This window comes from Erythrobacter aureus (assembly GCF_003355455.1).
In the GTDB taxonomy this organism is placed as follows: Bacteria; Pseudomonadota; Alphaproteobacteria; order Sphingomonadales; family Sphingomonadaceae; genus Qipengyuania; species Qipengyuania aurea.
On the sequence record NZ_CP031357.1, the window covers coordinates 461385 to 486592 of the forward strand.

The window sequence follows — 25208 nt, forward strand, 5'->3', positions numbered from 1 at the left end:
TCAACGTCGCGAGCGCATGGATTCTTTTAGGAACTCCCCGAAGATCCTCACTCGCGGCAGCATGTCGGCTCGGGTGGGAAAACTCAGCATGAGCGATGAAGTGTGCCGGATCTCGCCATCCAATATGGCGACTACGCTTCCCTCCACCAACTCCGAAGCGATTACCGATCTTGGCACAATCGCGACACCGGCACCTTTGCGAACAAGCGCGGCGGCGAGCATGTGATTGTCCACCTGGATATGACCCGTTGGCAAGCTTGCACTGCTGAGGACGTGATGCTCGAGGAAAGCCTTCAGTGATGGCGAAGGTGCGATGAATTGCGAAATTTCCGCACTGTGTTCCGGCAGTGTGTTCTTCTTTAGCCACTCCCGGCTGGCGGCAAAAACCCACTCTATGTCGGCCAGCTTCTGTTCGACCACTTCTACACTCGAGCCGCGCCCGGCACGGATAGCGATGTCGATGTTCTCTTCGACCAGATCGAGAAGGGCGTTGGTCATTGTCAAATCGACCTCCACGCGGGGGTGTTGCTTCTGAAACCGAACGATCGCCTCTGCGATACCTTCCGTCGGAAAATCGGCCGGGGCGGTCGCCCTGATCCTGCCTGCCAATTCAGCTTGATTGCCTCCGATCTGATCGACGGCAGCCGAAATCAGCTCGATCGGCCCAGCAACCTTCTCAAGCAGCACGTGCCCTTCATGGGTGAGGACCATGGACCGGGTCGAGCGCTTGAACAGTCGCACCCCGAGCGACTCCTCGAGTTTTGCGATCTGCATGCTGACGGTCGATCTCGGGCTGCCGGAGCGCACGGCGGCAGCAGTAAAGCTGCCCGCTTTCGCGACCGATACGAAGGTTTCAAGCGGATCGAGCTTCATCGATTGTCCAAATAGTTGGCAAGAATTGCCGTAAATTGCCGTCTTTTCGGCAATTGGCAAGCGGGTAAAAGCGTGGAGACTCTCAAGGAAAGGACTCCAATGTCTTCATCGACAAATGATCCGGCTGGGCTGGCCGGAAAACTCGCCGCAACGTCCCGCGCCCGGTTCTCGGGCATTGACGCAAAGATCCTACTTGGCGGGGAAAAGGCGACCAGCACGGTCATGGCAATGTCGGTCGCGCCAGGAATGGGGTCGCCTGCCCACATCTCGCACGACGAAAGCAAGATCTTTCACGTAACAGCAGGTGATCTCGTGTTCCTCGTTGGCGAGGAAAAAATGAATGTGACCGTTGGAGATACCATTCACGTCCCGAAGGGCTTCGTGCACAGCTTCGTTACGGTCGGGTCCGAAGATGCGGCCATGCTTCTGGTCGCCACGCCGAGCGGACATGACCGCTTCTTCACTGCGCTGGCCGATCTCGAGGTCCCGCACGATCAGGACGAGGTCGCGCAGGTGTGTTCGACCTACAACCAGACGATCGTAGGGCCGCCGGTCGCCCCCTGAAACCGACCGGCGGCGAGCCGCTAAGCGAGCAGCCGAACGAGCCATTCGATAAAGACGCGCTGTTTCGGCACGTCGGCGCTCGCGCGATGATAAAGCAGATTCATCGATCGCCTCGGTCCATCGAATGCCGGCAAGACCCGGACCAGACGACCCGATGTCAGGTAGTCTTCCAGATTGATTGCACCGGTCATGACGATCCCGCCGCCCGCAAGGGCCAGGTCGATCAGGGCATGGGTGTCATCAACCGAAATCTGGTGTTGGGGATCGATTTCGATCGCTTCTTTGCCTTGAGAAAATCGCCACAGGTTCGGAGCGGGATATGACCGGAAGTCGTAACCCAGGCATCGATGGCCTGCCAGATCACGCGGATGCGACGGCGTCCCGTTCTCTTCGAGATATTGCGGAGCGGCGTAGGCCCCGACCCGGTAGGATGGCAGCTGCTTCATCATCAACTCGGAATCGGCCGGTTCGCCAATCCTCAGGCATATGTCGAAACGCTCGCCGATCGGGTCGACGAGCCTGTCGGACAGCGAAACATCCAGCGAAACTTCCGGGTATTGCGCGCAGAACGATCCAAGCATGGGGACAATTCTGCATCGCCCCAAGGTCGAGGGAAGGGAAACCCGCAATTGCCCACTCGGCACTTCCATCAAGGCCTGGACTGATGTCTTTGTCGCTTCGACAGACTCCAGAATTTGCCGCGCACCGGCAGCGAAAACCCTGCCCGCCTCAGTCAGCGCCAGCTTTCTGGTGGACCGGTTCAAGAGCCGTGTGCCCAGTTCTTTCTCAAGAGTATCGACGTGTCGGCCAGCCATTTGCGGTGTCATGTCGAGAGTGCGCGAGGCAGCTGCGAATGAGCCTGTCTCTATCGTCTTCAGAAAGACCCGATAGCTCAGAATGCGATCCATTCGAAACCTATAGGTTCGAATGTAGAAATTGCCAAACGCATTATCAACCAGACCCTGCGCCACTAGCTAGGCCGGGACTCACAAATTTTGAAGGATGGTATGGTGGAACTTCACAGACTTGCCGCATTTTCCGATGGCGCTTCCGGTGGCAATCCCGCCGGCGTCTATTTGAGCGACGAAGCAATCGATGAAACTGCGATGCAGGAGATCGCGGCCGACGTGGGATATTCGGAAACCGCCTTCGCCTTTCCTGCAGGCGAAGCGTGGCGCGTGCGATATTTCGCGCCGGAAGGAGAAGTGCCATTTTGCGGGCATGCCACCATCGCTTTGGGGGCGGTACTGGCCAGGAAGCATGGCGACAGTCGTTACGATCTCGTCCTCAACGACAATACCATTCATGTCACCGCGTCAGCGAACGGCGACAGTCTTCGCGCGCAGCTCGTATCACCGAGCACGCGGCACCGCTTCGATGAGGAAATAGCTCAGCAAGGTCTCGAGCTCTTTGAACTGGACCGCTCCGATCTGACAGGCACTTTTCCCCCGGTCGTTGCCCACGCGGGCGCAAACCACCTCATCATTCCCCTCAAGGATCGCACGAGACTGTCCTCGATGTCCTACGATCTTGCAGCCGGGCGGGACATGATGAGGAAACACCAATTGACGACGATTGCGCTGGTCTTCGAAGGCGATGACAGCACATTCCACGTCCGAAATGCTTTCGCGTCGGGCGGTGTGCTCGAAGATCCGGCCACCGGAGCGGCCGCCGCCGCTTTCGCAGGGTTCTTACGCGATCACCTCGATTCCGGAAGGCAGCACATCACCATCATCCAGGGCGAAGACATGGGGATGCGGTCGGTATTGAATGTCGCCATTCCACAAACGACTGGAGAAGGTGTTCAGGTTTCCGGGGACGTTCGCGTGATCGAGGCCGGGCCAGCCCAATGACCGGCCGCGACATAATTCTGGTCATGCTCGTCATGTTCGTGTGGGGCACGAACTTTGTCGTGATCCACGAAGCGTTGCTTGCGCTCCCGCCGCTGCTTTTTGCGACGATCCGGTTTGTTATCGCCTTTTTCCCGGCGGTCCTGTTTGTGCCCAGGCCTTCCACCTCGTGGTTGAACCTTTCGTCCTACGGGGTCCTCGTCGGAGTAGGGCAATTCGGCATTCTGTTCATCGCCATGGACGGCATGATCTCGCCGGGTCTCGCTTCGCTCATAATCCAGGCGCAAGTGTTCTTCACGATCGGCCTGTCGGTGTGGCTTACCGGCGAACGCGTACGCGGTGTGCAGATCGCGGCCCTGCTGCTTGCGACCGCCGGTATTGTGTTGATCGGGGTGAGGGCAGATGGCGGTACTACCGCTGCCGGTGTCGGCCTCGTACTTGTTGCGGCCGCGTCATGGGCGCTTGCTAACATGATCTCGCGCAAGACATCGGGCACCAATGTGCTGGGTTTCGTCGTCTGGAGCAGCATTGCACCGGTTCCGGTTCTGCTCGCCCTGTCTTTCATGTTCGAAGGCTGGAGCGCCATGGCAGCGGGATTTCGGTCGGCAACGCTATCGACATGGGCCGCCGTGATCTGGCAGTCGCTTGGAAACACGCTGTTCGGCTACGGCATCTGGGCCGCACTCCTCAATCGCTACCCTTCGGCAACAGTCGCGCCCTTTGCCCTGCTCGTTCCTGTTTTCGGACTGAGCGCTTCCGCCCTCCTGCTCGCCGAGCCGCTACCCGCCTGGAAGGTGATTGCGTCGATGCTCGTGATGGCAGGCCTGCTGCTGGGCCTCACCGGACCACAGCTGTCCAACTGGGCGGGCAAACGGTTTGGCCGAAAAGCCGGTGAGCAATCCTGCCAACCCTAGTTTATGGCCTTTGCTGCAGCGCTGCTACGATAATGTCCGCCAGGTCCTGCACTTCCGGTCGCGATTTGGGCTTCACCCGCACAACGAAGGTTGCCTTCCCCAGGTCGGGCAATTCCAGATGATCGGGTGCCGGGCGCAGAGCCGGGTTTTCGGCTCTCTTCGTTCGAACGGTTATTCCGAGCCCGGCTGCCACAAGAGCCAGCAGCGCCGACACGCTCGTGGCAGAAGCCGCCAAACGATAGGGTCTGCGCGCCGTTTCCAGGGCTCGCAGGGCTGTTTCCCTGAACCGGCAAGGCGCTTCCATGAAGGCGAGAGGAATGGACCGGGGATCAAATACGGCGTCGCGGCCAGCCAGCCAGACCAGGCTTTCGGAGAACGAGAAATACTCGTCGGGTGTCGGCCTGTCCCTGTGCGTGATCACGATGTCGTGATCGCCTTCGTCCATCGCAGTATTCAAGCGGACCGAACGCGCGCTCGACAAATAGATTTGAACGTGACGGTTTGAATTGCCGAAGGAGCGAACGACTTCGGTAAAGCGTCCGTCGACGAAATCCTCGAAGATCCCCACCGACAAGGTGATAGTGCCATGGGCAGCCTGCATCGCCTGCCAGGCGAGTTCGTTTGCGCTCAGTATTTCGCGGGCATGCCCTACAAGTTCCTCACCCCTGGGAGTCAGAGTGGATCGCCTGCCATCGCGTGTGATGAGCTGGTGCCCTACAAGCTCCTGCAATTTATGCATCTGCGCGGTGATCGCAGATGGCGACCGCCCGACGATCTTTCCGGCGCTCGCCAACGTCCCCGTGTCCGCGAAAGCCACGAGTGTGCGCAGGTGCGAGGGATCGATATCGTAGGCCAGCCGGAATCCTTCCACATCTTGGAATGGTTAGTTCCAAATAACTCGATATTGCAAAACAATCGATAGCTCTACAGCAGAGCTATGGAAAGAGCGGTTTCGATCCGAAACGAATTGATCTGGAGGACTGCCGCGATTGCCGGTGGTGCGGCGATCGCTCTGGCATTCGCGCGCTTTTCCTATGCCCTGATCCTGCCCGAAATGCAGAAGCAGCTGGCACTGGATTATGCCACGGCCGGCTTGCTGAATACCGTGAATGCTATCGGCTATCTCGCTGGCGCGCTCGCGACGGGTTCTCTGGCCGGGCGGTTTGGGGAGAAATTTCTCTTCAAAATCTCGTTCCTGGTTACCGCCATATCGATTGGCGCGACCGGCCTCTCGCCGGACCTCAACCTCATTCTCTTTTTCCGTGCCCTGTCGGGAGTGGCAGGTGCTTCCTGCATGATATCCGGAGCCGCGCTTGTCATTCGCGATGCCAAGCGGATCGACGCCCGTTTCGTTACCAAAGTCACCGGTCTTTACTTTGCCGCACCGGGTGCCGGGATTGCAATCTCCGCCTTCGTCATACCCTGGCTGGTCGACGGCTTCGGCTGGCAAGCGGGTTGGTACGGACTTTCGGCAATTTCGCTGGTCCTGGCGGTTCCGGCGTTTTTCGTCATCGACACCTTCGACGCTACTGCCCATGATCGACAAGCGTCCTCGGTCGCTCTCACGCGCAAGCTTCGTCGCCTCCTCTTGGCCTATGGCCTGTTTGGCGCAGGGTACATCGGCTACATGACCTTCATCATCGCTTATCTGCGCGGCGCGGGATACCTGTCCACTGCCTTTGTCAGCTGGTTCTGGGTGGCCCTTGGCTTGGCCGCTGTCGCTACGGCAGGTCTCTGGAGCAGATATTTCGCCCGGACCTCCAGCGGCAAACGGGTCGCCGTGCCGTTGGCAATGGTCTGTCTGGGCACGATCCTTGCGCTCGCCGTAACCGACCACGCGACCTTGCTGCTTTCCGCTATTGTCTTCGGAGGATCGTTTCTTGCCGTGGTCGCAGGCGTGGCTAACGCATTGGAATCCGAAGTTACCTCACAAGCCTACAGCAAGGCGCTGGGCACGCTGACCGCCGCATTTAGCGCAGGCCAGATCGTGGGTCCCCTCATGACCGGAGTGGTCTCCGATCGAAGCGCGGGGCTCACCCACGGGCTTTGGTTATCGGCCATGCTTCTGCTCGCCGGGTCCCTGATCGCCTGGTCCCATGATTGGGACCGGCAACGAGACGGCGCCGCATGGTAGTGCAAGGCTTCGCAAGGCCGTTCGCCTCTCCAGGCTCGCCTCTCGCAGGCTGTCACGAGGACTCTGCCGGCCTTGCAGGAAGCCGAATCGGCAGGTGATTGAATTGACGAAGGCGATCAAATTTTACGGCGCCGGCAGTCCAACTGCCGAACTGGGTATCCTGAGTTCGGCGTTCTCGACTTGCAACGAAGTGCTGGCCCGGGACTTCTATCAACTGACCTGTTCCTCGCATGCGAGGAGGTGTTCAAATCGCGATCATAATGGGTTTGGGGAAGACGCCTGCAGTGTCGACAGAATAATACTGGACGACATCGTCATCGAAGACCGCGAGATCGCGCAGGCTGCACTCGATCGTGCCGACGGGCGGCTTGCCGGCGTTCATGCCGGCGTTTTCCCGATCGCGAGAATGGGGCTGCTAGAAGCCAGAAGGGCTACGGTACACTGGGCGCTCAGAAAAGAAGCGGAGACCAGATTCCCGAGCGTAGCCTGGACTTGCGAGCAGATATTCCACCAGGATGATAATCTGTTCACCTGTGCTGGAAGGTTATCGGCGCTGGACCTTGCCTTGCATTGGGTGGAAGCCGACCTGGGCAAGGAGGTCGCTCTCGAAGTGGGGAGGCAGTTGATCATTCCGTTTCCCCGGGGTGAGCGTCACCCGCAACAATCCCGCCTTCTTGAGGGTTTTTTCGCGTCGTCGGAACGGACCCGCTCGATCTGCAGCGCGATCATATCCCGCCCCGACAGGGACTGGTCGGTTACGGAAATGGCCCGCCAATCCGCGATGACAGAACGGACACTGCATCGCCGCTTTCGCAAGGAGATCGGTGTCACACCTGCCAAATTCGTGGAGCTGGTAAGGGTTCTCTATGCCGCCGACATGATGGGGATGGACGCAGGCTCACCCGACTGTATTGCGGCGAAGGTCGGTATGCATAATGCCCAAACGCTTCGAAGAGCACTAGGGAGGAAGCCCGCGACCGTTCAGGCCTGACAGCCGATACGTTCTTTCAGCGTACTCAACTCTCTTTTCGATAGGCCTGGAAGACAGCGGAGAAATTCGCGCAGCGCTCGTCGTCCGCCTCGGCTATTCCCTGCGCGATTACCGTCGATCGTCCCACCTTGGCAAAAGTGCATGCGAACTCCAGCCACTGTCCGATCTTCGCCGAACCTACATAATTGACATCGAGATTGATTGTCACCAGCCCGGAGATCTCGGCATCCCTCGCGGCACATGACAGGCCGAGGCAATTATCCGCCAGAGTGGCAATGACGCCGCCATGCGCAAATCCGCGCGAGTTGCAGTGAGACTTTGCAACCACCAGGCCGAGCGTGACGCCCGTCTCCGATGTTTTCGAATAGAGCGGTTCCCAGGGATCGGTAACCGGGCTCTTGCGGTCATGGCGTGCGAAACCTTGCGGGATGGGGCTTTCTGTCATTGCTTGCTCGCTTCGACTGCTACGTAGAGATTATCGCTTGCCCAGGCTTCACCGGCCTCTTCGAAAGAAAACAATCGCGGTCCGACCAACGAAGGATCGAAGCCGCAATGAAGGTGGGTTGAAATGGCCGGGGGAATGCCTTCCCTGCAATTGGGTCGACCCAACTCGAATGAAACGCCTTTCTGATAGGCTTGCATGAGGGGAAGTTCCCCCGAAACGAAATCTGGCGCAACCCCGGTAATCGTTCCGGCCGGCTTGACGAGTTCGAAAGCTTTCCTGAGCCATTCCCTGTTTCCGCTCGCATCGACGATCACGTCGAACGCCGGCTCATTGGACAGCGAGTCCGGGGCGGAGGCTGTGTCAACTCCGTAGAGCGCTGCGGCTTCCCTGTTTGCCGGGTCGGGGTCGCAGTAGAGGACGCCAGCTGCTCCCGATCTCATTGCGATTGCAGCCGCGTAGATTCCGATAACGGGAACAAGTCCGCCGAGGACGAGGACGCTGGCTCCTGGCCGTTCCTTTAGCGGAGGGCCTACGCTGCGCCAGGCGTCGCTGGCCATATCGGCGAGACCGATCGACTGCCCTGCATCCAGCTGTTCGGGAAGCGGCACCATCATGGCCTTGGCGAAGGGAACCTTGATATAGTCCGAAAGGCCGCCACCATATCCGCCCTCCCGGCCCATCCCGTAGCTCGCTGCGAAGGGCACCGAGCGGCAGCGGCCGGAATTTCCCGTACGGCACATATCGCATGACCCGCAGGAGATTTGCGCGCTGACGATCACGCGATCTCCCCGTGCAAAGCCTGCCTCCGCCAGCGTTCCCAGATCGACGATCTCTCCGATGATTTCATGGCCAATCGGTTCACCGCTGCCCATCGGCAGGTAACCGCGCATGTATAAGCGGTCGAGATCGCAGCGCCCCATGACGAGGGGACGCACGATAGCCTCGTTTTCGTCTTCGATGAAAGGCGTGTCCACCTCCCTGAGCTCGAGCTTGCCCGGCTCGAGAAAGACCCAGCTGCGCATTGACGGATCCATCATCCTTGGTCCTCTTGTCTGCTTTGTTCCGAACACCGAAATCGGCATTGCCACCGGCTGCGGGCAAGGTGCGTGCGGCAGCGGATTGTGGCAGGAATTGATGTTTAATTGTCCTGAGGCGCGCCTTTTGGTGCCGGTACAGGGCAGATTTGCTGGCAAGTTCAAGGATCACCCATTGAAACCTCTAGGCTCGGTACTCCCGCACTCGATCCCGCAATTAGAGACGCGGCGGCTACTGATCCGCGCGCATCTGGCTACAGACCTGGATCCGGCTGCCAGGATGTGGGCGGACAGCGAGGTGACCCGATTCATCGGAGGCAAACCGCGCAGCCGCAGCGAGGTTTGGACAACGATCCAGCGCAATATCGGGAGCTGGTGGCTCCTCGGCTATGGGTTCTGGGCAATCACAGACAGGTCGGACGGCCGCTTTCTCGGCGAAATCGGTTTCCTCGAAGGCTTGCGCGATCTCAGCCCCGGACACGAAGGCACTCCGGAAATGGGCTGGTGCCTCGCACCATCGGCCTGGGGTTCGGGCATTGCCAGTGAAGCGGTGGCAGTCGCGCTCGACTGGTTCGATCGGACGCTTGGTACCAAATGTGTGTGCATTATCGAGCCCGACAACAAAGCCTCTGTCCGCGTAGCAGAGCGCAACGGATTTGCATGGGACTATGACGCGACCGGACCATCAGGTTCGATCGGTGTGTTTCGGAGGCCTGCCCTAGCCCAATAGTGCCCGTACCTCGATCTCGATCGTGTTCGAAGACTCTATTTCAGCAGTTTCAGCGGTAGCGGGATCTCACACAGCGAAATCGGCTTTGCCGGTCTGTCCGGATCCGCTTCGAGCGCCTTTGCTGCGTTATCAACATAGTCGGCAAGGGCTTCGCTGTCCTCCTTCAACCGTGCAAACTTCGCGCCTGCGAGGGCTTCGGCCTCCGGGCCGGTGCTGATTGTTACGAGCGTAAACTCGGCACCCGCCAGGGCAGGGCGCTCCCCGAACCAATGAGACAGAAAGCTTCCGTTCGACAGCGGATCGGTTGTGCCGATCACCTGGCCAAGCAGGACAGAAGAGTGATCGAGCGAACGCGTTTGCGATTGGCCGACTATGCGCAAAGCCACCTTGTCTGGTGCGCCGCCTTCGGCATCGCGCGCAATAGTGACCGCGCCGGGGCAGTGCATGGGCCAGAAGGTTCTGGGACGATTCACTCTTTCCGGCGTCATCGGTGCGATCGTTTCAAGTTCGACGGCCACCCGGAACCCGCCCACATAGCCGACAGCATTGGACGCGGGGTCGTCATCATCGCTGAAGTCCGGCTCGAACTCGAAAGTGCCGTCATCGAGCGCTTGCAATTCGACCGGGTCGGGATCCGCCATATCGTCATAAGTCTCTTCGGCCACACGGCGGCCCAGCAATGACCATAGCCACCTCATTTCGCCTTCGACGTAATTCTTGCGTGAAGGCTTTGGAGGAATTTGCGCAAGTGGTCCTGCCGTTGGCGTTGGTATGCGCAGCACAAGTCCGCCAGTGACGGGATCGTATGAAAAGGTTTGGCCAAGACCTAGGGCATGCAGAAGTTCGCGTGGTTGGGTTTCCGCTCCATCGCCATCGCGGCCGACCGCCGCCATTTGGATGACGAAACCGATCTCTTCCCCGCTTTGCGGGTCTTCCATTCCCAGTATGGCAATATCCTCGCGCGGGATCATCGCCCAGTCGGCGTCGGTTGCCTTGCCTTGCATGAGCCGTGTTTCTCCCGGATATAAGCAAGCAGACAGCGACAGTGTGACCGAAATCAGTATCGCCGAGACATATCCGGGTGCCGGTTTCGTGATCATCGCAGGTGCTCCTCCAAGTTGTGCTGCCTGTTCCTAGCGCAGGCCGGTCTCCCTTGGAGAGAACAGTCAAATTTGGCAGCATGAGCATGCGGTTTGTCAGGTGAATAGGAACGTCCGACTTCTGAAGTCCTGGGAGGTAGCCGTGTCTGCTGCAGCTATCGCTGTTCGGGCAATCTTATCGTGATGTCACGGGGCTGCGCGACGGTGCCGTTCGCGTCGACCAATTTCGCCCTGATCGTCTCCCCGGTCACCCGACGCACAAACTCGACAGGCGCGGGTTTTTCCATGACTTCCTGTTCGGCCCATTGGCTCAGCGAAATCAGCGGAGCGGCGAGTGCCTGCCCTTTCGCCGTCAGGAAATACGCCATGCGCTGGCGGGTGCCGGGCTCGCGATAGGGGCGCTTTTCAAGAATCTGCGCGTCGCACAGTTTCTTGAGCCGATCCGAGAGCATCGCTCGCGGAATGTCGAGGTCGGCGAGCATGTCCTCGAAGCGGATCACACCATAGAATGCTTCACGGATAATCAGGAGCATCCAGCGCTCTCCGATAAGCTCCGCAGCTATTGCAAGCGGACACTCGCTTCGCGGCACAGGGGCGCGGTTGCGCACTGCTATATTCTCGTTTTCGCGCGTCATTCGAAGCCGAGTATACCGTCTTGCCCCTACATTCAAAATATATATCTAGCCAGGTGCGATCGGTTCTCTTCGGGCGATCATCTCGCCATGACCGGCAAGCTTCTGGGCCAAAGGATAGGACAATAAAGATGGCACACCCATACGATGTCGAGCATGCTAGCAGACTGCATGTCGAATGGTGCGTGGATCTGGCGAAGCGCATGGATGTCAGGACGACACACCAAAGCGGTCCGCAAATGCGTGCGGTCATGCATGAGCTGAGGCGCTCTGTGCCCAACGACGCCGTGCTCGAAATAGCCAATGCGCTTCCCGCGCTGGAACGCGGTATCTTTCTCGATGGCTGGCGGCTTGACGAAGCGAAGGAAGAGCCGACTACTCCGGACGAATTCCAGGACCGCGTCTATGACCGCGTACGGGCTCACCACTTTCGGGTCGAAACCCTGGTGGGTGATGTCTTCTGGTTGTTTTGCCAAAAGCTGGAGCAGCCCAAGGCCGCGAAGATCCGCGAGAATCTTCCCCGCGTGCTCGCTTCGCTTTGGCCTGCACCGTAGAACAAAGCGGTTTTGTTGCGATCATTTCGGAGAGTAGCGCCATGCGGTCTCTCCGTTCGATGTCGGGTAACTCTCTCCTTCGCACCGGCGCGCGTAACCGGCGCCTGCATTGGCCTGTGAGCGCCATGAGCGCTCGCTGTCTTTGACTCCGAGGCATGCCCAATCTGAGTTTGACAACTGAACTTAGAGCGGGCATTCGAGGCTTGAGTTCAAAAAACAGATGTAGAAGGTTACTCGTATGGAAGACATGCTTGCGCGCGATGATGATCTGGCCGATTTCGTCGGTCGACAGATCGAAATAGATGATGTGGAGAAGACCGTCTGGGTAACGGGCGACGGCCCGGCCGTCATCGTCATGACCGAATTGCCCGGTATCAGTCCTCACGTCGCGAGATTTGCGCGCTGGGTGCGGGATGCGGGCTTTACCGTCTACATGCCGTCCCTGTTTGGCCGCGATGGCGCCGTACCCGCTGCCGATGAAGGTTCCCAGACTTTCAAGAAGGTTTGCGTGGCCGCAGAGTTTCACGCATTTGCGGGGAAAGGCTCCAGCCCGGTCACGGGCTGGCTGCGCGGACTGGCAAGACTTGCGCATAAGGAATGCGGCGGACCGGGTGTCGGTGCGATCGGCATGTGTTTCACCGGCAATTTTGCACTGAGCATGATGCTCGAGCCATCGGTTATCGCACCGGTTCTCGCGCAGCCCTCGCTGCCACTGGACAAGCCGGAAGAGGTCGAGAGTTCGCCCGAGGAGCTGAGAGCCGTCAGGGAGCGGCTGGAGAAGGACGACCTTACAGTTCGCGCATACCGTTTCGAAGGTGACCAGATTTGCCGCGCTGCGCGTTTTGCCGCCTACGCGGACGCATTGGGCGACCGTTTCGTGCCGACGACCTTGCCCGATTCAGCGGCCAATACGAACGTGTCTCCGTTTTTCGAGGCGCATGTGCCGTATCCTCACAGTGTGGTCACGCAACACCTGATCGATGGGGCGGGCGAACCCACTGTCAAAGCGAGAGACGAGATTCTGGAGTTCTTTCGTCACCGGCTGCAAGATTAGTAGGTCCTGAAATGAGCGAGGGCGGGCGCGGCTCTCGCTCGTGACCTGGCACTTGCCGCAATCTTCTGATGCGGTCATGACCACGGCAACTTGCCGCCTCAGCGCCTTGCAAATTCCCGGCGGAACACGGCCGGGCTCTGACCGAGCTTCTCGCGAAAATGGTGGCGCAGATTATAGGCGCTGCCAAAGCCGGTCGCCTCCGCCACTTCGTCCACCGAACGGTCCGATGCGACCAGCAGATCCTTCGCCGCCTCCAGTCTTTCCGCGATAATCCACTCGCCCGGCCCCTTGCCCGTCGCCTCGACAAAGCGGCGCTCGAATGTGCGGCGGCTCATCCTCGCCAGATCGGCCATCTTCGAAATGGTCCAGCGCTGGGCGACATCTTGCCGGATGCGGTCGAGCAGAGGCGCGAGCCCGGTATCCGGTCGGACCTGGACTGTGCGCTCGACGAACTGCGATTGTCCTCCGCTACGATGCGGGGGCATGACGATACGCTTTGCAACCGAATTCGCGGCATCGGGGCCGAAATCGCTACGCACGAGTTCGATCATCAGATCGATGCCGGCCGCGCTGCCGGCCGATGTGAAAATATTGTTCGCGCCATGATACAGTGACGCTTCGTCGACCTCGATCGCCGGGAAGCGGTCGCGCAGCGCCTGTGCGTATCGCCAATGCGTCGTAACCCGTGTGCCATCGAGCAGCCCGGTTGCAGCCAGGACAAATGCCCCGGAGCAGATGGATACCAGCCGCGTCCCACGCTTGTGCGCGGTTTGTAGCAAGGCAACCAGTTCATCGGGCACCGGGTGATCCATGCCCCGCCAGCCGGGAATAATGATCGTATCCGCTCGCCTGAACAAACCCGGGCTGCCGTCAGGCAGGATCGTAAAGCCGCCTTGTGCGCGCAGTGGTCCGGGTTCGATCGCAGCGCTCGCGAAACGATACCAGTTCCGCCCCATCTCCGGCCGGGCGAGACCGAACACCTCCGAGACAATTCCGAATTCGAACGTGCAGAGCCCGTCATACAAAAGCGCGACAACAAGCGGACCGTTCGTTTTCGGCATAATCTTTACGCTTATTGCCATTTCCGCCAATTGCAAGAGGCCGTTCGCGCCCATAATTCGGGCTGTGAAAGGAAAGATCCATGCCATCCACAGTGACAGCCGTTCCACCCGCTTCCAGCGCCGAGGCGCATGAGCATTTTGCCGCCCAGTTCCGGTTCGAGACCGATTGCTGGGACGTCCATGAGGCGATGGGCAAGGAGCCCGACTTTGTCCTGCTCGATGTGCGCAGCCCCCAGATGTTCGCCAAGGGGCATGTGCCGGGCGCGGTCAATCTGCCGCACGGCAAGATTATTGCCTCGAAACTGGCGCAGTGGTCCGATGACACGGTGTTTGTAACTTATTGCGCCGGTCCGCATTGCAATGGTGCGGCAAGGGGAGCCTTGAGATTGGCGGACCTCGGACGCAAGGCCAAGATCATGGCGGGCGGGGTGACCGGATGGCTGGATGAAGGCTTCGCGCTTGAAACCGGCAGTTGAAGACGGCGGGAGCGTTCGGGTACGTCGAGCCGCTACCACAGACTGCGGTCAACTCATCGACCTGATCCGCGCCCATGCCAGATACGAAGACAGTAGCGCGACGCTCACTTCCGAAACGCTTTCGGGATTGTTGTCGGCAGCCGATCCTCCGATCGAGATCCTTGTCGCCTCCTGCGATGACCGCGTGCTCGGCTATGCGGCGATGACATATGATTTCTCGCTCTGGCGTGCCCATTTGTGGGCGCATCTCGATTGCCTTTTCGTGACCGAGAACTCCCGCGGGATGGCTGTCGGACGCAAGCTTTTCGACTCTGCCCTGCTCCGGGCGGACGAGAAGGGAGCCGACCGTCTCGAATGGCAGACACCCGCCTGGAATGACGGGGCCGTCCGCTTCTATCGCCGCCTGGATGTTCTCGAGTGTCCGAAACTGCGCTTCGCCAAGGAACTTGCGGGCAGCGCGGGGGCTCTGGTTCGCGAAGTGCCCTGACAATCCGCTTTACAGCGCCAAGGCCCGTTCCGCCTCGTCGTGAACGAATGCCGGTTCGTAGTCCCTGGTCTCCGCGCCCGACAGGCCGGTATCCCGCAGCGCGTCGCGCCAGCTATTCGCCAGTTGTCCGGCCAGTTCGCGGATGAGCGCAACGGCGTCATCCTCAGCGATCTCGAAGAAGTCGCAGGCCTCCAGAGCCAGTTCGATCGAGCGGTCATGTGCCCCGCCCTCGATGATCGCGGTTTCGAGATATGGATTGCGATCGGGTGCGGGGTTCACATCGAACACCGGCGACAGCCGCCAGCGGTTTTCTCCTGCATAGAGAAAGCCGTGGTTTTTCAGGTGATCGTCCTTGTTCGACACCAGGATCGTGAACACGAGCCGGCGGTAGAGCTCCTCGAAGTCGGCTTGCGGGTCGGCGGAATGTGCGCGCAGAAAATCGACGATTTCCGTGTAGGACCCGGGGTCTGTTCCGGGCTTGTCCAGCGCCGTGCGCGCCGAAATATAGGGGATGCGTGCCGTCCCGCGCCGGTCGAACCGCTCGAGCAGCGCGGCCGGATAGGGCGTGTCGGCCATTTCCAATCTGACTTCGGGTGTTTTTATCCCGCACGCTCTGGCAAGCCGGAGCGTCGCTACCTCGACGCGCTCGACCGGGCTCTCGTCGGTCAAAGAGGTAAACTTTGCGAGCCAGAGCCGGTCGCCTTCGCGCACATTGGCCTTGGGGCGCGCACCGCCCGACCCGCCTGCACCTGCCAGCGCCTGCATGTCTTCCTGCGAGACATCCTTGCCCGCCTCGTAGTCGCGCGCGATCATTGTGATCGCTTCGAGCTCCACCAGTCGGGGGATGGCATCGGGTGCCTTTCCGGCGATGATGTTTCCATCATCGTCGAGGAACCGCAGGGCGCCCTGGCGGCACATATCGTCGGACAGGGTGAGGTATTCGAACTCGGAAAGGCCGGCGCCGTAAGTGCGTCGCAGCAACCGGCGTCCCCAGCTATCGGGTGCAGCATCGGCGAATGCGCCCGGAAGGGCATCTGGCGCTCTCTCGCGCTGGCCCGCCGCGTGGTAGGGTCCGCCTTCGAGCGGCAGGCTCGGTGCCAGCGCAAAAGCCTGCTTGTGGGCGGTCCATTCGGAAGAATAGGAAAAGGTCGAGAACTGCCGCGACGCTTCGCTGGTGAAATGCAATTGCCCCACCGGAAGCAGGCCTTCGCCAAGGGCAACCTGGGACGAGAACCTGGCCATCAGAAGGCCACGCCATCGGGATCGGTGTCATCGCCTTCGTGCCCGTCGGACTGGCTTTGCTTTCCTGCAGACCGGCCGGTTCCGGCACGCCGCGTGCCGCTCGACCGGCCGCGCTGTGGCAGGCGTTCGCTGTCGAGCGCGAGGCCGATATCGTCTTTGCGCACGTCGGCCAGCTCGCCAAGACGGTCGACCAGTCCGAATACAACGAGGATGTCGCACAGCGTGCCGATGCCGACTCCGGTATCGCCTTGCTCGAGGCGCGCAACCGTGCTGCGCGATGTTCCCGCGCGCAGCGCGAGATCTTCGATCGAGATACGCCTGCGTAGCCGCGCTTCGCGCAGGTCTTCGCCAAGGCGGCGCAGGGCGGATGCGGTTTTTGGTGAGGCCATCTTAATCGCTCAAATATGATGCATTATCGCAATCAAACGCTCATATATGAGATGTTATGAAAACATGCAAGTGTGATGGGCGGTTGTCAGGCGGAGCGCTTGTATTCCCGAAGATGGTGATAGATCGCAGCAAGCTCCTCCGCCTTGGCCTCGGTGAACCCTGCGCGGACAAGTTCGGAGCGCAGCACATGGCCGGGTATGGTCTGACGACCTTCCTTCACCAGCCGGTAGAACCGCTTCCAGTCGAGCGGATGGAGCGACGATGTATTGGCCAGGATCGTGAACTGGTCGAGCAACTTTTTCGAGTTTGGCGAAAGCCGGAAAGCCTGGCCTCTACCGCCGCCGATCCACAGATGCTCGCCGCAGGCCTCCCGGACCGCACGATGCGCTATACTGGTCGTATCGAACAGAGGGATTATCTGCCGCTCTTCCGCATCGAACAAATGTCGGCAAAGCCCGCCTGAATCTTTTTAAGCCTCTCCCCTCGGGGCAATCCGAATCTGCTGTGCGCACGCTCCGGCCCGACTTCGGGATTTCCGCCGGCGGTGAACAGGAGCGTGTCGCCCGCACTTCCTGCCCCAAATGGCGCGGCGGGAAGGAGGATTGCCTCGTAAAAGGTGAATTGCTGGAAAAGCGTTGGTGCCTTGAACGAGCGCGACCAGCTGCCACGAAGAGTGAACCCATCGACCGGGGCGAAGGTCAGTCCGATCCGTGGCGTGGCGAGTTCATCGAGACCCGAATAGTCTTCGTAGCGCACGGCTGCAGACACCGTCAGCTGCGAAATGCCCGCGATGGCATTCGCGCTTGAAACGAGGGGCAGATAAAGCTCCGCATAGCCGAACTTCGCTTCGCGCTCGACGTCGAAAGCGACATCGAAAAGCCCGTCATCGAGAGCATAATCGAGACGATTGTTGCGGATGCCTCCGCCCACTGCGAGCCGCGTGTTACCACCGGGCAACGCAAAGAGCGGCCCCTCAAGACCGGCCTCGATCGCGGTCAACTCGTTGAGAAAACGACCATCGGACATGGTTGCATTGCCCGATGCGGGCGTGAAGGTCGCATTGAGAAGCGTGCGGTCCCGGCCATAAACGCCTTCGATCCTCGCTTGCCACCCGCCGCCGACATCGAATCTGAGCGATGGTGCAATCGCAAATCCTTCGACCTTGGGGGCCCGGCGCGTTAGCAGCGTCTCGGTGCCGGACGCCCGCTGCGAACTTCGGTTGGAGTAGACGGCGTCAACGCTCGCCTCGATACCCGGAGCAAGATCATGATGCGCGGATAGGGTCACCGCGTGCCGCCGGATCTCTGGATAAAGCGTGGTCTCTTCGATCAGCGAGGAGGTGTAGTCGCGCTGGCGCGCCTCGATCGCCGAATTGTTGGCGAAGTCGTATGCGAGCATGACGCCGCCGCCATCCCAGAGCGTCCCGCCCACTATGTCGAATTGCTGCCGAAAATTCCCGCCATCGGTGCTCGCGCCGATCTGCGCCGAGGTCGTCACACCTTCGAAGTCGCGGCGGAGGATGACATTGACCACGCCGCCGACAGCGTCCGACCCGTAAAGCGCCGAGGCTCCGTCCGGCATCACCTCGAGGCGGTCGACCGCAGCGAGAGGGATGGCGGAGATGTCGACAGCCTGGAATGCCGCATTGTAGGGAAGCCGGTGACCATTGAGCAGCGTAAGGGTTGCGTCGGGACCCAGTCCACGAAGATTGGCGCTCGAAGCGGAATTGACGTTTTGATTGACCAGTCCTGCACCCGAGCCGACCCCCGGGTTTTGGCCGCCGGAGAAATTCTGCGGCAGGACGCGGATTGCTTCGCCGAGATCGATCTGCCCCGCTTCCACGATTGCCTCGCGATCGAGCGTGGCCACTTCCCCGATAACCCGCGCGCCGCGAATTCGCGTTCCGGTCACGACAATCGTATTGTCTTCGTCCTGGCTCGTCTCGCCTTGAGCGGGTTGCCCGGTGTCCGAGTCGCGGTCTTGCGCGTGAAGCGGTGAAGCGATGGCGATAAGCGCGGAGCCGGCAAAAAGCGCGGGTAAAGCGCGAAAACGAAATAGCATCTTTCTCTCCCTGATAACTGGCCGGCCAGGGCGCCTTGCCGCTTGCCGGTGCAGGGAGTGACGCACCGGTTACCGATCACCTTAGTTTCAATTGAAATTATTTTTGGATTGCCGTTTAGCGAGCGAGTTCGACCGCAGCGCGCAAATGCGCCAGCGCTTTCATCATATGGTATTCGACGGTTGCCTGCGAGATCCTCAACTCCTGGTGTATCTCGCGGTAACTGCGCTGTTCCGACCGGCTCATCATAAAAATCCGCTTCGTCTTGTCTGGCAGGGCTGCGAGGGCATTTTCGATCGCCGTGAGGAGTTCCTGCAACTCGATATGAGTTGTCTGTTCCGGCGCACATGCAGGTTCGTCGCATCCTGGGAGCGGCACCGTCCTGATCCTTGCCCTTTTGCGTCGAGCCCGATCGATCAGCACAGTTTGGGCAATCCGGCAGAGAAAGCCGCCGGGATTGAACAAATGCGGCAGTTGCGCGCTCTTAGCCGCTCTTATGAAGACCTCGTGGATCAGGTCGTCGATGTCCTCGGGTTTCGCGCGGCGGCTCAGAAAGGCGCGCAGCGCATCGCATTCGGTGCGATAGAGGGTGTCGAGGATCTGCCGCGCGTCGGGCGGCTTCTCGCTGAAACAAGTCGGGCGCGATGGAGTGCGATTATCCGACGCATCCTGTGGGGCGTCGAGCGTAGACAGAGACATGGAAACACAGAATTGGCGCAACCGCAAATGCGCACGTCGATGGTGACGCTTCGACGGTGTCCTGTGCTGCGCCGCCGTTCGAACCGCATGGCGGGTTCTTGACCGGTCCGGCCGCCTGTCCCGAATGCGGACCGGCGTGTTTGATGCTTGGCGGAGAATTCCACGCGGTCCTACGCCAGCAATCGGTCCGCGCGGGGAGATCCTGCCGGTTTGCGCTGCTTATGGCAAGTGGCGATTCAAGCCGGGTTTTCCGAGACTTGGCTGCCCAGTTCCCGGTACGGGTATCCCCAGTTCGTGGACTGCAACTGCGTATAGCGAACTCCTAGCCATCCCTTGCAACAAGGGGGCAATCATGAGTTTGCAAGCCGATTATCGCACACGTTTTGCGCAGCACGATCTCGCCGATTTTGCTCAGGAGTTCCTCGCGCGAAACCCGGAGTATCGTAGGCAATGTGCGGCATTGGCAGACGGGATGATGGATGTCTCCGCGCTAGAAGTGGCGAATTTTTGGGGGTTGGAGTTTCGCCTTCCGGCATCGACACGACGCGATACGCTGCCCGGCGATCTGGCGTATGAGAGATGCGCCGTTCATCATCGACGCTCGCATACCGGTGGAGGACAAGTCCTTGCTCGACCGCATCCTGTCTTCAAGGCGAATAGTGACGGATCGTGTTTACAAAGACACCAGGCACCTGATCGTCGACGGTCGGCGCGGTCGTCATCGCATAGTTCTGTCGTCGCGGCCTGATGAACCGAAAAAGGCCGGCTTCTTATGTCGTGCAGACCAGTGGATTGAAGCCCGCCTCGAATCGGTTGCTGCGTTGGTCGGGGGAACCGGCACGCCGCGCTTTCTTCGCCCGACCCCGTATCATCGACACAGGCTGACCACGTTGCTTCTCATTCTTGACACAATCGAGAGACTTGGAGAACGAAATGCAACTGTCCGGAAAGTGGCAGGCTTGGCGCTCTATCCTGGCCTCGAGCGTGTTTCAGCGATCGAATGGAAGTCATCTTCCTACCGCCGACAAACGCAGCGCCTCGCTGCGGAAGCCAGACAAATGGTGAAGGTGGGCTACAAGGATTTGTTGAAAGGGCGCGCGCGACCGTGTGAACGAATCGACGGTGTGGCACAAAATGCCCTGCAATTGTCAGACCCCAAACAGGCAGGCTAGTGTAGCGAACCCGTAGCATCGAGCCTGGGGCTCCGATGTTTGGCGTCAAACGGGTCGCGATGGCCGATTGAAACGGCGTAACCGACCAATACCTGGCGATTTTGGTTGGCTCGGGTTGGGTCGCAGTCCGCCGATCGAACGGCAACGACATGGAAACTGCATTTGCAGAGGACTTTGCTACCGAACTCCACGAAATCCAGACGAGCAACCATCTCGAACAGTCTCTGGCGTCGCTGTCCCGGCGTCTGGGATTTGACCACTTTGCTCTGACTCTTGAACCGCGGGCGAGCGAAGCTTCCATTCCGGACCTGCTGCTGCACGACTATCCCGATGAATGGGCAAAAGTGTACACCGGCTTTGATCTCTCCGGCCGCGATCCGGTTCGCCGCGCCTGCGATCATTCTTTCATCGGGTTTGCCTGGAAGTCTATTGGCGATTTTATACCGCTCACGCGCGGCGACCGGCAAATGCTGGCCGTTGGAAGCGAATGCGGTATCGGTGACGGTTATACGGTACCGCGTCACCTGCCGGGCATGGCACGCGGCAGCTGTTCCTTCGTCGTCCGCCCCGGCAAATCGCTGCCGCAAAACTCGCTTGCAATTGCCGAACTCACAGGAGCATTGGCGTTGACGTGCGCTCTGGGTCTCAGCGATATGCGGCGAGCACCAAAGGACCCGAAACTAAGCGACCGACAGCGTGAATGCCTCTTGTGGGTGGCGCGCGGGAAGACAGCTTCCGAAACAGCAATCATCCTCGGAATCAGCACCGATACGGTCATCCAGCATCTCAAGATCGCCCGCGAAAGATACGAAGTTCATTGCAAGCAAGCTCTGATACTTTCCGCCCTCTTCGATGGCGTCATCGGGTTCGCCGACGTGTTCCGATTATCCGGTGCCAATGAAGCATAAACCACAAGGCATCCCCATTTATTGGTATGGGTGCTCGTGTACAATAGTGGTCTTTTATCTGCCTTGTTCTAACCGACGAAGGCAGACCAGATGTTACCGACTATCCATTCGATCAAAGGGGCCGGGGTCAATCATGCACTGCGCGCCATGTTTGCCGCTAGGAAGCAAGTATTCGTCGATGGTCTAGGGTGGGACATCCCGGTTCTCGCGGGGAAATACGAGATCGATCAGTTCGATACGGAGGGTGCCTCCTATCTCGTTCTGACCGACGAGGACGGAAACCACCGCGCTTCTGCAAGGCTTTTGCCAACCGATAGTCCGCATATACTTGCCGACCTCTTCCCGCAGCTCAGCCCCCAACCAATTCCCGTCGGGAGCACGATCCGGGAAATCACTCGGTTCTGTATCGATCCTTCGCTCGAGAAAACCGAACGGCGGCTTGCGCGCAACCAACTCGTGACTGCCTTGGTCGAGCACGCGCTGGAGCGCGGTATTGCAGCCTACACAGCGGTCGCCACAAACTCGTGGTTCAGACAGATCAGCCGGTTTGGATGGAAGTGTTCGGCTCTGGGACCGTGTCTCACCTTGGGCGGCGAAGCCCTTGTAGCAATGAAGATCGAGATCGATCGTGACACACCAGGGGCGCTTTCACCGAAAGGAATTTACTGTTCGACCTCCTACGACGTTGCGATGTTTGAGGGGGCTGCGTGATGGGCGAGACTATCTCGGAATCATGGTCGCAGGGGCTGAGCGACGACGGTTACTGCCTTATCCCTGACCTTGTCCCATTAGAGACAATCGACGGCTTGAAACGCGATCTCGATCCGGCCCTGTCTGAAACTCCATTCTGTATCGGCGATTTCTACGGGCACCGGACCAAGAGAGTCGGCAGATTGCCCAGACGTTCAGCCTTCGCGATCGATCTCATCCTGAATCCCACCATCTTGGCATTGGCGCAGAAGTTTCTGGGCTCGGCGTGCGACCGCATCCAGCTTAATGTCGCGCAACTCATCGAAATACATCCCGGAGAAATCGAGCAGTTTCCGCATCGCGATCACGATATGTGGCCAATAGAGAAGAACGGAGCGGAATTCCTTCTCAACGTCATGTGGCCGCTCGACCCGTTCACCGAGGAAAATGGCGCGACCAGGATTTATCCGAGATCGCACCGGCTTGAGGTAGAGGAGCTGGATCAGCTTGGCTCTCCGATCGCTGCGGTTTGCAATCCCGGAGCAGCAATTTGCTTTCTCGGATCGACAGTTCATGGCGCGGGTGCAAATCTGGCGCAGAAATCGCGCCGAGCTGTCGTAATCGGCTACAGCCTTGGCTGGCTCAAGCCGCACGAAAACCCCTCGCTCGCCTACCCGCCGGATATTGCCAAACATTTCCCGGCGGAGCTTGCGGAACTCACAGGTTACGTCCAGCACCGGCCGAACCTCGGAAACTACGAGGGGCAGTGCCCGTCGCTACTCTTGCAGGACATGCCGGGCATGCCGAGCGGGGCCAAAGATGCCCTGCGACCCGATCAGGCCGAGGCTGTAGGTGCGTTCGCGCAAAGTCGGCGCAGCGGCTGATGAGCCCGGCCCACGTTCTTGAACCGACCTATGAACGGCTCAAGCAGAGCCTGCTCAATGGTGTATGGGCGCAGGAAACCAGGCTCGAAGCCCAGCGGCTTGCAGAAGACTTCGGCGTGAGCATGACCCCTGTTCGTGACTGCCTCAATCGGCTCGTCGGAGAAGGGCTGGTGGAGTTCAGGCCGGGCGAAGGATACCGGGTGCCACGCATGACCGAAAAAGGTCTTCGTGACATGCTCGAACTCAGCGGCGTTCTCATTGTGGAAGCAATCCAAAGCGGCACCCCGCAACCAACGCCGAAGCCGAAGAAACCAAGACTGTCGGGCTATGCTGAAAGGGTCAGCGCGGTGCTTTTGGAATTGGCGGGGTGGTCGCACAACGCCGCATTCAGTGCGGCGATTGCCAGAGTGAACGAGCACCTCCACCTGCTTCGAACTGTCGAAACCGGCCTGCTTCCAGACGGCTATACCGAGATCGAGAACATCGCAGAGCTTGCGTTCAGCCACTCAACCGAGTTGTCATCGGCAGTATTCGATTTCCATCAGGTGCGCCGGATTAGAACTGCCGAACTGATCGAGTTACTTGAAACCCGATAGATCCAACTATCCTATATGCCAGTAGCGCTGGCGAGATAGAGAACTCCCACTCGGTTCCCGACTGGCAATAAACTCATTCAACGCATTCTTTCGTGTTGCGCGATCAAGCGCAAAGCTACCTTGCTGGAACCGTGTACCGTCGAGCAGAGCATTCACGTATCCGGCAATCATGTCCGCGGCCGTGATCAAGGTTGCGTCGAGCACGTGGATGTACTTGCTGGTGATCGATCCCTTCGCATGGCCCAGCAGTGCCGCGATCGTTACCTCCGTGAAGCCAAGATCATTGCCGATGCTGGCAAAGCTGTGCCGCAGAACATGGGCCGTAACGCCTTCGAGAGGCGTGCCGCCAAGCAACTGGTTCCATTGCCTTGGGAAACCGCCGAAGGCGGTGTCTGCACCATAGCCCGGGAAGACATAGCTGCCCGTTGCGGCCTGGCGCTCGGCTTCGAGAAACTCGACCACTGGCAGACCTATGGGCCGGATCGACCTTCCTTCCTTGCTTTCCGATAAGCGCAGGCAACTCCCTTCGATGTCCACATCGCACCATTTGAGAGTGATGATCTCGCTACGCCTGCAACCCGTGAGGGCAATCTGCCGAATGATATCGGTCGACGGCCAGAACTCGTCGCGCTTCTTTGCTTCGGCAAGAAGTCTCCCAAGGATGCCATATTCCGCTTCCGTTAGCCTGCGCTCGCGCACTTTGTATTTCGGCTTCTTGATGCCGTGCGCCGGATTGCGGTCGATGACACCAAGATCGATTGCGTAAGTCAGGATGCCTCCGATCAGGCCGAGTGTGCGAGTGGCTGTTCCCGGACCACCCTTAACGATCGATTTGCCGCGCAGCTTCTTCGTCTTGACGATAATGCGCGATTTGCCTGCCATGATGTCGCGCATGATCTTGACCATGTCAGCCCGCGTGAGATCCTTCACGCGGCGCGTACCAATCAATGGGATGACGTGCCGCCTGATCCTGCCGATGTCGGTGTCGATCGTGGATTGCTTCTTGGGCCGTCCACCTTTGCCGAGAATCAGTCCATTCTCCAAATCTTCGATGTAGCGCTCGCAAAGCTGCTTCACTGTCATCGCCCGATGATCCTCGAGCCGCTCTTCCGCCGGATCGTTGCCTGCAGCAACCCGACCGAGCTGGGCCCTGGCTTCGCGTCTGGCGGTTTCGGCAGTCCAAACACCGTGCGGCCCGATCGACATTCTCCTCGATCTTCCGCGCTGCCTGTATTGCACGATGTAACTTCGTCTGCCTGAGGGGAAGACACGCAGCCCGAAACCGGATATGTCCTCATCCCATAGAATGTAGTCTGTGGCTTTTGGTTCGGCTGCCTCGACAGCGCGTTTGGTCAATTTGACCATGGCGATCTCCGTCTCTGGGCCCCGATTTTTCGTAAGCGTGGAGGAAGCACGCGGCAGAAAGTGGGGGCGTAAACGCGGTTACGCCAGCGTATCTCGGTTTCAAGCTAAAACATTTGAAAACAGTGCCTTAGCGTAGAATTTCGTAGTCTGGCGTACTCCTTTTGTACCCGCTCCGAAGGCAGAGGTCACAGGTTCGAATCTGTCGGGTGCGCCAGTCAACTGCCCTAGCGCGTTGTTTTTGCGCGGGTTCCGAGAAAATCGCAGAATGCGTTCCTACGATTGACCCCACATAATGTGCGGGCTT

The 25208-nt window shown here is 59.4% G+C and carries 29 protein-coding genes and 1 pseudogene; 16 read left to right on the forward strand and 14 right to left on the reverse strand.

Annotation, left to right across the window (positions count from 1 at the left end):
• Complete coding sequence (locus DVR09_RS02220) at positions 1–873, reverse strand: LysR family transcriptional regulator (RefSeq protein WP_115415487.1); 873 nt, start codon at positions 871–873, stop codon at positions 1–3.
• Between the two features lie 99 nt (positions 874–972).
• Here DVR09_RS02220 and DVR09_RS02225 point away from each other — a divergent pair, with 99 nt between their 5' ends.
• Positions 973–1437, forward strand: a complete 465-nt coding sequence (locus DVR09_RS02225) for a cupin domain-containing protein (RefSeq protein ID WP_115415488.1) — start codon at positions 973–975, stop codon at positions 1435–1437.
• A 20-nt stretch (positions 1438–1457) separates the two neighbouring features.
• On the opposite strand, the gene DVR09_RS02230 is transcribed toward DVR09_RS02225, so the two are convergent.
• Entirely contained in the window at positions 1458–2408 is a 951-nt protein-coding gene (locus tag DVR09_RS02230) for a LysR family transcriptional regulator (protein ID WP_162814819.1), read from the reverse strand.
• A 36-nt stretch (positions 2409–2444) separates the two neighbouring features.
• On the opposite strand from DVR09_RS02230, the gene DVR09_RS02235 reads away from it, so the two are divergent.
• Together DVR09_RS02235 and DVR09_RS02240 are read left to right on the forward strand one after the other, a co-directional pair.
• Positions 2445–3290 (forward strand): PhzF family phenazine biosynthesis protein, encoded by an 846-nt coding sequence (locus tag DVR09_RS02235; protein WP_115415490.1) that lies wholly within the window; start codon positions 2445–2447, stop codon positions 3288–3290.
• The gene (locus DVR09_RS02240; protein ID WP_115415491.1) at positions 3287–4201 is read left to right on the forward strand and encodes an EamA family transporter; all 915 of its coding nucleotides are present in this window, start codon (positions 3287–3289) and stop codon (positions 4199–4201) included. The genes DVR09_RS02235 and DVR09_RS02240 overlap by 4 nt, the downstream gene beginning before the upstream one ends.
• A 1-nt stretch (position 4202) precedes the next feature.
• On the opposite strand, the gene DVR09_RS02245 is transcribed toward DVR09_RS02240, so the two are convergent.
• Positions 4203–5072, reverse strand: a complete 870-nt coding sequence (locus DVR09_RS02245) for a LysR substrate-binding domain-containing protein (protein ID WP_115415492.1) — start codon at positions 5070–5072, stop codon at positions 4203–4205.
• A 96-nt stretch (positions 5073–5168) separates the two neighbouring features.
• Here DVR09_RS02245 and DVR09_RS02250 point away from each other — a divergent pair, with 96 nt between their 5' ends.
• Together DVR09_RS02250 and DVR09_RS02255 are read left to right on the forward strand one after the other, a co-directional pair.
• Entirely contained in the window at positions 5169–6335 is a 1167-nt protein-coding gene (locus DVR09_RS02250; protein WP_234041521.1) for a YbfB/YjiJ family MFS transporter, read from the forward strand.
• A gap of 103 nt (positions 6336–6438) precedes the next feature.
• Positions 6439–7326: a GlxA family transcriptional regulator gene (locus tag DVR09_RS02255; protein WP_162814820.1), complete on the forward strand. Its 888-nt coding sequence runs from the start codon at positions 6439–6441 to the stop codon at positions 7324–7326.
• 25 nt (positions 7327–7351) lie between these two features.
• Here DVR09_RS02255 and DVR09_RS02260 read toward each other — a convergent pair whose 3' ends face one another.
• Both DVR09_RS02260 and DVR09_RS02265 read right to left on the reverse strand, forming a co-directional pair.
• The gene (locus DVR09_RS02260) at positions 7352–7771 is read right to left on the reverse strand and encodes a PaaI family thioesterase (protein ID WP_115415495.1); all 420 of its coding nucleotides are present in this window, start codon (positions 7769–7771) and stop codon (positions 7352–7354) included.
• Positions 7768–8808: an alcohol dehydrogenase catalytic domain-containing protein gene (locus tag DVR09_RS02265; protein WP_234041522.1), complete on the reverse strand. Its 1041-nt coding sequence runs from the start codon at positions 8806–8808 to the stop codon at positions 7768–7770. The genes DVR09_RS02260 and DVR09_RS02265 overlap by 4 nt, the downstream gene beginning before the upstream one ends.
• A gap of 172 nt (positions 8809–8980) precedes the next feature.
• Between DVR09_RS02265 and DVR09_RS02270 the strand changes: the two genes are divergently transcribed.
• Positions 8981–9535: a GNAT family N-acetyltransferase gene (locus DVR09_RS02270; protein WP_199798583.1), complete on the forward strand. Its 555-nt coding sequence runs from the start codon at positions 8981–8983 to the stop codon at positions 9533–9535.
• A gap of 35 nt (positions 9536–9570) precedes the next feature.
• Here DVR09_RS02270 and DVR09_RS02275 read toward each other — a convergent pair whose 3' ends face one another.
• Positions 9571–10635 carry a hypothetical protein gene (locus DVR09_RS02275; protein WP_162814822.1) on the reverse strand — a complete coding sequence of 355 codons (1065 nt, stop codon included), beginning with the start codon at positions 10633–10635 and terminating at the stop codon, positions 9571–9573.
• Between the two features lie 155 nt (positions 10636–10790).
• Positions 10791–11168: a winged helix-turn-helix transcriptional regulator gene (locus tag DVR09_RS02280; RefSeq protein ID WP_199798584.1), complete on the reverse strand. Its 378-nt coding sequence runs from the start codon at positions 11166–11168 to the stop codon at positions 10791–10793.
• Positions 11169–11398: 230 nt separating this feature from the next.
• Between DVR09_RS02280 and DVR09_RS02285 the strand changes: the two genes are divergently transcribed.
• Both DVR09_RS02285 and DVR09_RS02290 read left to right on the forward strand, forming a co-directional pair.
• On the forward strand, positions 11399–11821 hold the full coding sequence (locus DVR09_RS02285) for a DUF2267 domain-containing protein (protein WP_115415499.1): 423 nt from the start codon (positions 11399–11401) through the stop codon (positions 11819–11821).
• A gap of 238 nt (positions 11822–12059) precedes the next feature.
• Positions 12060–12875, forward strand: a complete 816-nt coding sequence (locus DVR09_RS02290) for a dienelactone hydrolase family protein (protein WP_115415500.1) — start codon at positions 12060–12062, stop codon at positions 12873–12875.
• A gap of 98 nt (positions 12876–12973) precedes the next feature.
• On the opposite strand, the gene ftrA is transcribed toward DVR09_RS02290, so the two are convergent.
• Positions 12974–13936: a transcriptional regulator FtrA gene (ftrA, locus tag DVR09_RS02295; RefSeq protein ID WP_115417738.1), complete on the reverse strand. Its 963-nt coding sequence runs from the start codon at positions 13934–13936 to the stop codon at positions 12974–12976.
• 80 nt (positions 13937–14016) lie between these two features.
• Between ftrA and DVR09_RS02300 the strand changes: the two genes are divergently transcribed.
• Positions 14017–14412: a rhodanese-like domain-containing protein gene (locus DVR09_RS02300; protein ID WP_115415501.1), complete on the forward strand. Its 396-nt coding sequence runs from the start codon at positions 14017–14019 to the stop codon at positions 14410–14412.
• Positions 14396–14899 carry a GNAT family N-acetyltransferase gene (locus DVR09_RS02305; protein ID WP_162814823.1) on the forward strand — a complete coding sequence of 168 codons (504 nt, stop codon included), beginning with the start codon at positions 14396–14398 and terminating at the stop codon, positions 14897–14899. The genes DVR09_RS02300 and DVR09_RS02305 overlap by 17 nt, the downstream gene beginning before the upstream one ends.
• A gap of 9 nt (positions 14900–14908) precedes the next feature.
• Here the strand turns inward: DVR09_RS02305 and DVR09_RS02310 are convergent, their stop codons facing one another.
• From DVR09_RS02310 to DVR09_RS02330, 5 genes are all read right to left on the reverse strand, one after another.
• Entirely contained in the window at positions 14909–16141 is a 1233-nt protein-coding gene (locus DVR09_RS02310; protein ID WP_115415503.1) for a type II toxin-antitoxin system HipA family toxin, read from the reverse strand.
• Complete coding sequence (locus DVR09_RS02315) at positions 16141–16530, reverse strand: helix-turn-helix transcriptional regulator (protein ID WP_115415504.1); 390 nt, start codon at positions 16528–16530, stop codon at positions 16141–16143. The genes DVR09_RS02310 and DVR09_RS02315 overlap by 1 nt, the downstream gene beginning before the upstream one ends.
• Positions 16531–16616: 86 nt before the next feature.
• Entirely contained in the window at positions 16617–16973 is a 357-nt protein-coding gene (locus DVR09_RS02320; RefSeq protein ID WP_115415505.1) for a hypothetical protein, read from the reverse strand.
• The gene (locus DVR09_RS02325; protein WP_115415506.1) at positions 16946–18592 is read right to left on the reverse strand and encodes a TonB-dependent receptor plug domain-containing protein; all 1647 of its coding nucleotides are present in this window, start codon (positions 18590–18592) and stop codon (positions 16946–16948) included. Before DVR09_RS02325 ends, DVR09_RS02320 begins: the two co-directional genes overlap by 28 nt.
• A 115-nt stretch (positions 18593–18707) precedes the next feature.
• Positions 18708–19289, reverse strand: coding sequence for an RNA polymerase sigma factor (locus DVR09_RS02330; RefSeq protein ID WP_115415507.1), 582 nt, complete (start codon positions 19287–19289; stop codon positions 18708–18710).
• 352 nt (positions 19290–19641) lie between these two features.
• On the opposite strand from DVR09_RS02330, the pseudogene DVR09_RS17870 reads away from it, so the two are divergent.
• The 6 genes and pseudogenes from DVR09_RS17870 to DVR09_RS02355 form a co-directional block, all read left to right on the forward strand.
• Positions 19642–19755 (forward strand): annotated as a pseudogene (locus DVR09_RS17870) (transcriptional regulator domain-containing protein); the annotation flags it as partial.
• 106 nt (positions 19756–19861) lie between these two features.
• A complete protein-coding gene (locus DVR09_RS02335) occupies positions 19862–20461 on the forward strand; it encodes a DNA -binding domain-containing protein (RefSeq protein WP_115415508.1) in 600 nt (199 codons plus the stop codon).
• Positions 20462–20610: 149 nt separating this feature from the next.
• Positions 20611–21369 (forward strand): helix-turn-helix transcriptional regulator, encoded by a 759-nt coding sequence (locus tag DVR09_RS02340; RefSeq protein WP_115415509.1) that lies wholly within the window; start codon positions 20611–20613, stop codon positions 21367–21369.
• 90 nt (positions 21370–21459) lie between these two features.
• Entirely contained in the window at positions 21460–22080 is a 621-nt protein-coding gene (locus tag DVR09_RS02345; RefSeq protein ID WP_115415510.1) for an acyl-homoserine-lactone synthase, read from the forward strand.
• Positions 22080–22943, forward strand: coding sequence for a phytanoyl-CoA dioxygenase family protein (locus DVR09_RS02350; protein WP_115415511.1), 864 nt, complete (start codon positions 22080–22082; stop codon positions 22941–22943). Before DVR09_RS02345 ends, DVR09_RS02350 begins: the two co-directional genes overlap by 1 nt.
• Positions 22943–23539 carry a GntR family transcriptional regulator gene (locus DVR09_RS02355; protein WP_115415512.1) on the forward strand — a complete coding sequence of 199 codons (597 nt, stop codon included), beginning with the start codon at positions 22943–22945 and terminating at the stop codon, positions 23537–23539. Before DVR09_RS02350 ends, DVR09_RS02355 begins: the two co-directional genes overlap by 1 nt.
• Positions 23540–23545: 6 nt before the next feature.
• Here the strand turns inward: DVR09_RS02355 and DVR09_RS02360 are convergent, their stop codons facing one another.
• Positions 23546–24904: a tyrosine-type recombinase/integrase gene (locus tag DVR09_RS02360; RefSeq protein ID WP_115415513.1), complete on the reverse strand. Its 1359-nt coding sequence runs from the start codon at positions 24902–24904 to the stop codon at positions 23546–23548.
• Between the last annotated feature and the right edge of the window lie 304 nt (positions 24905–25208).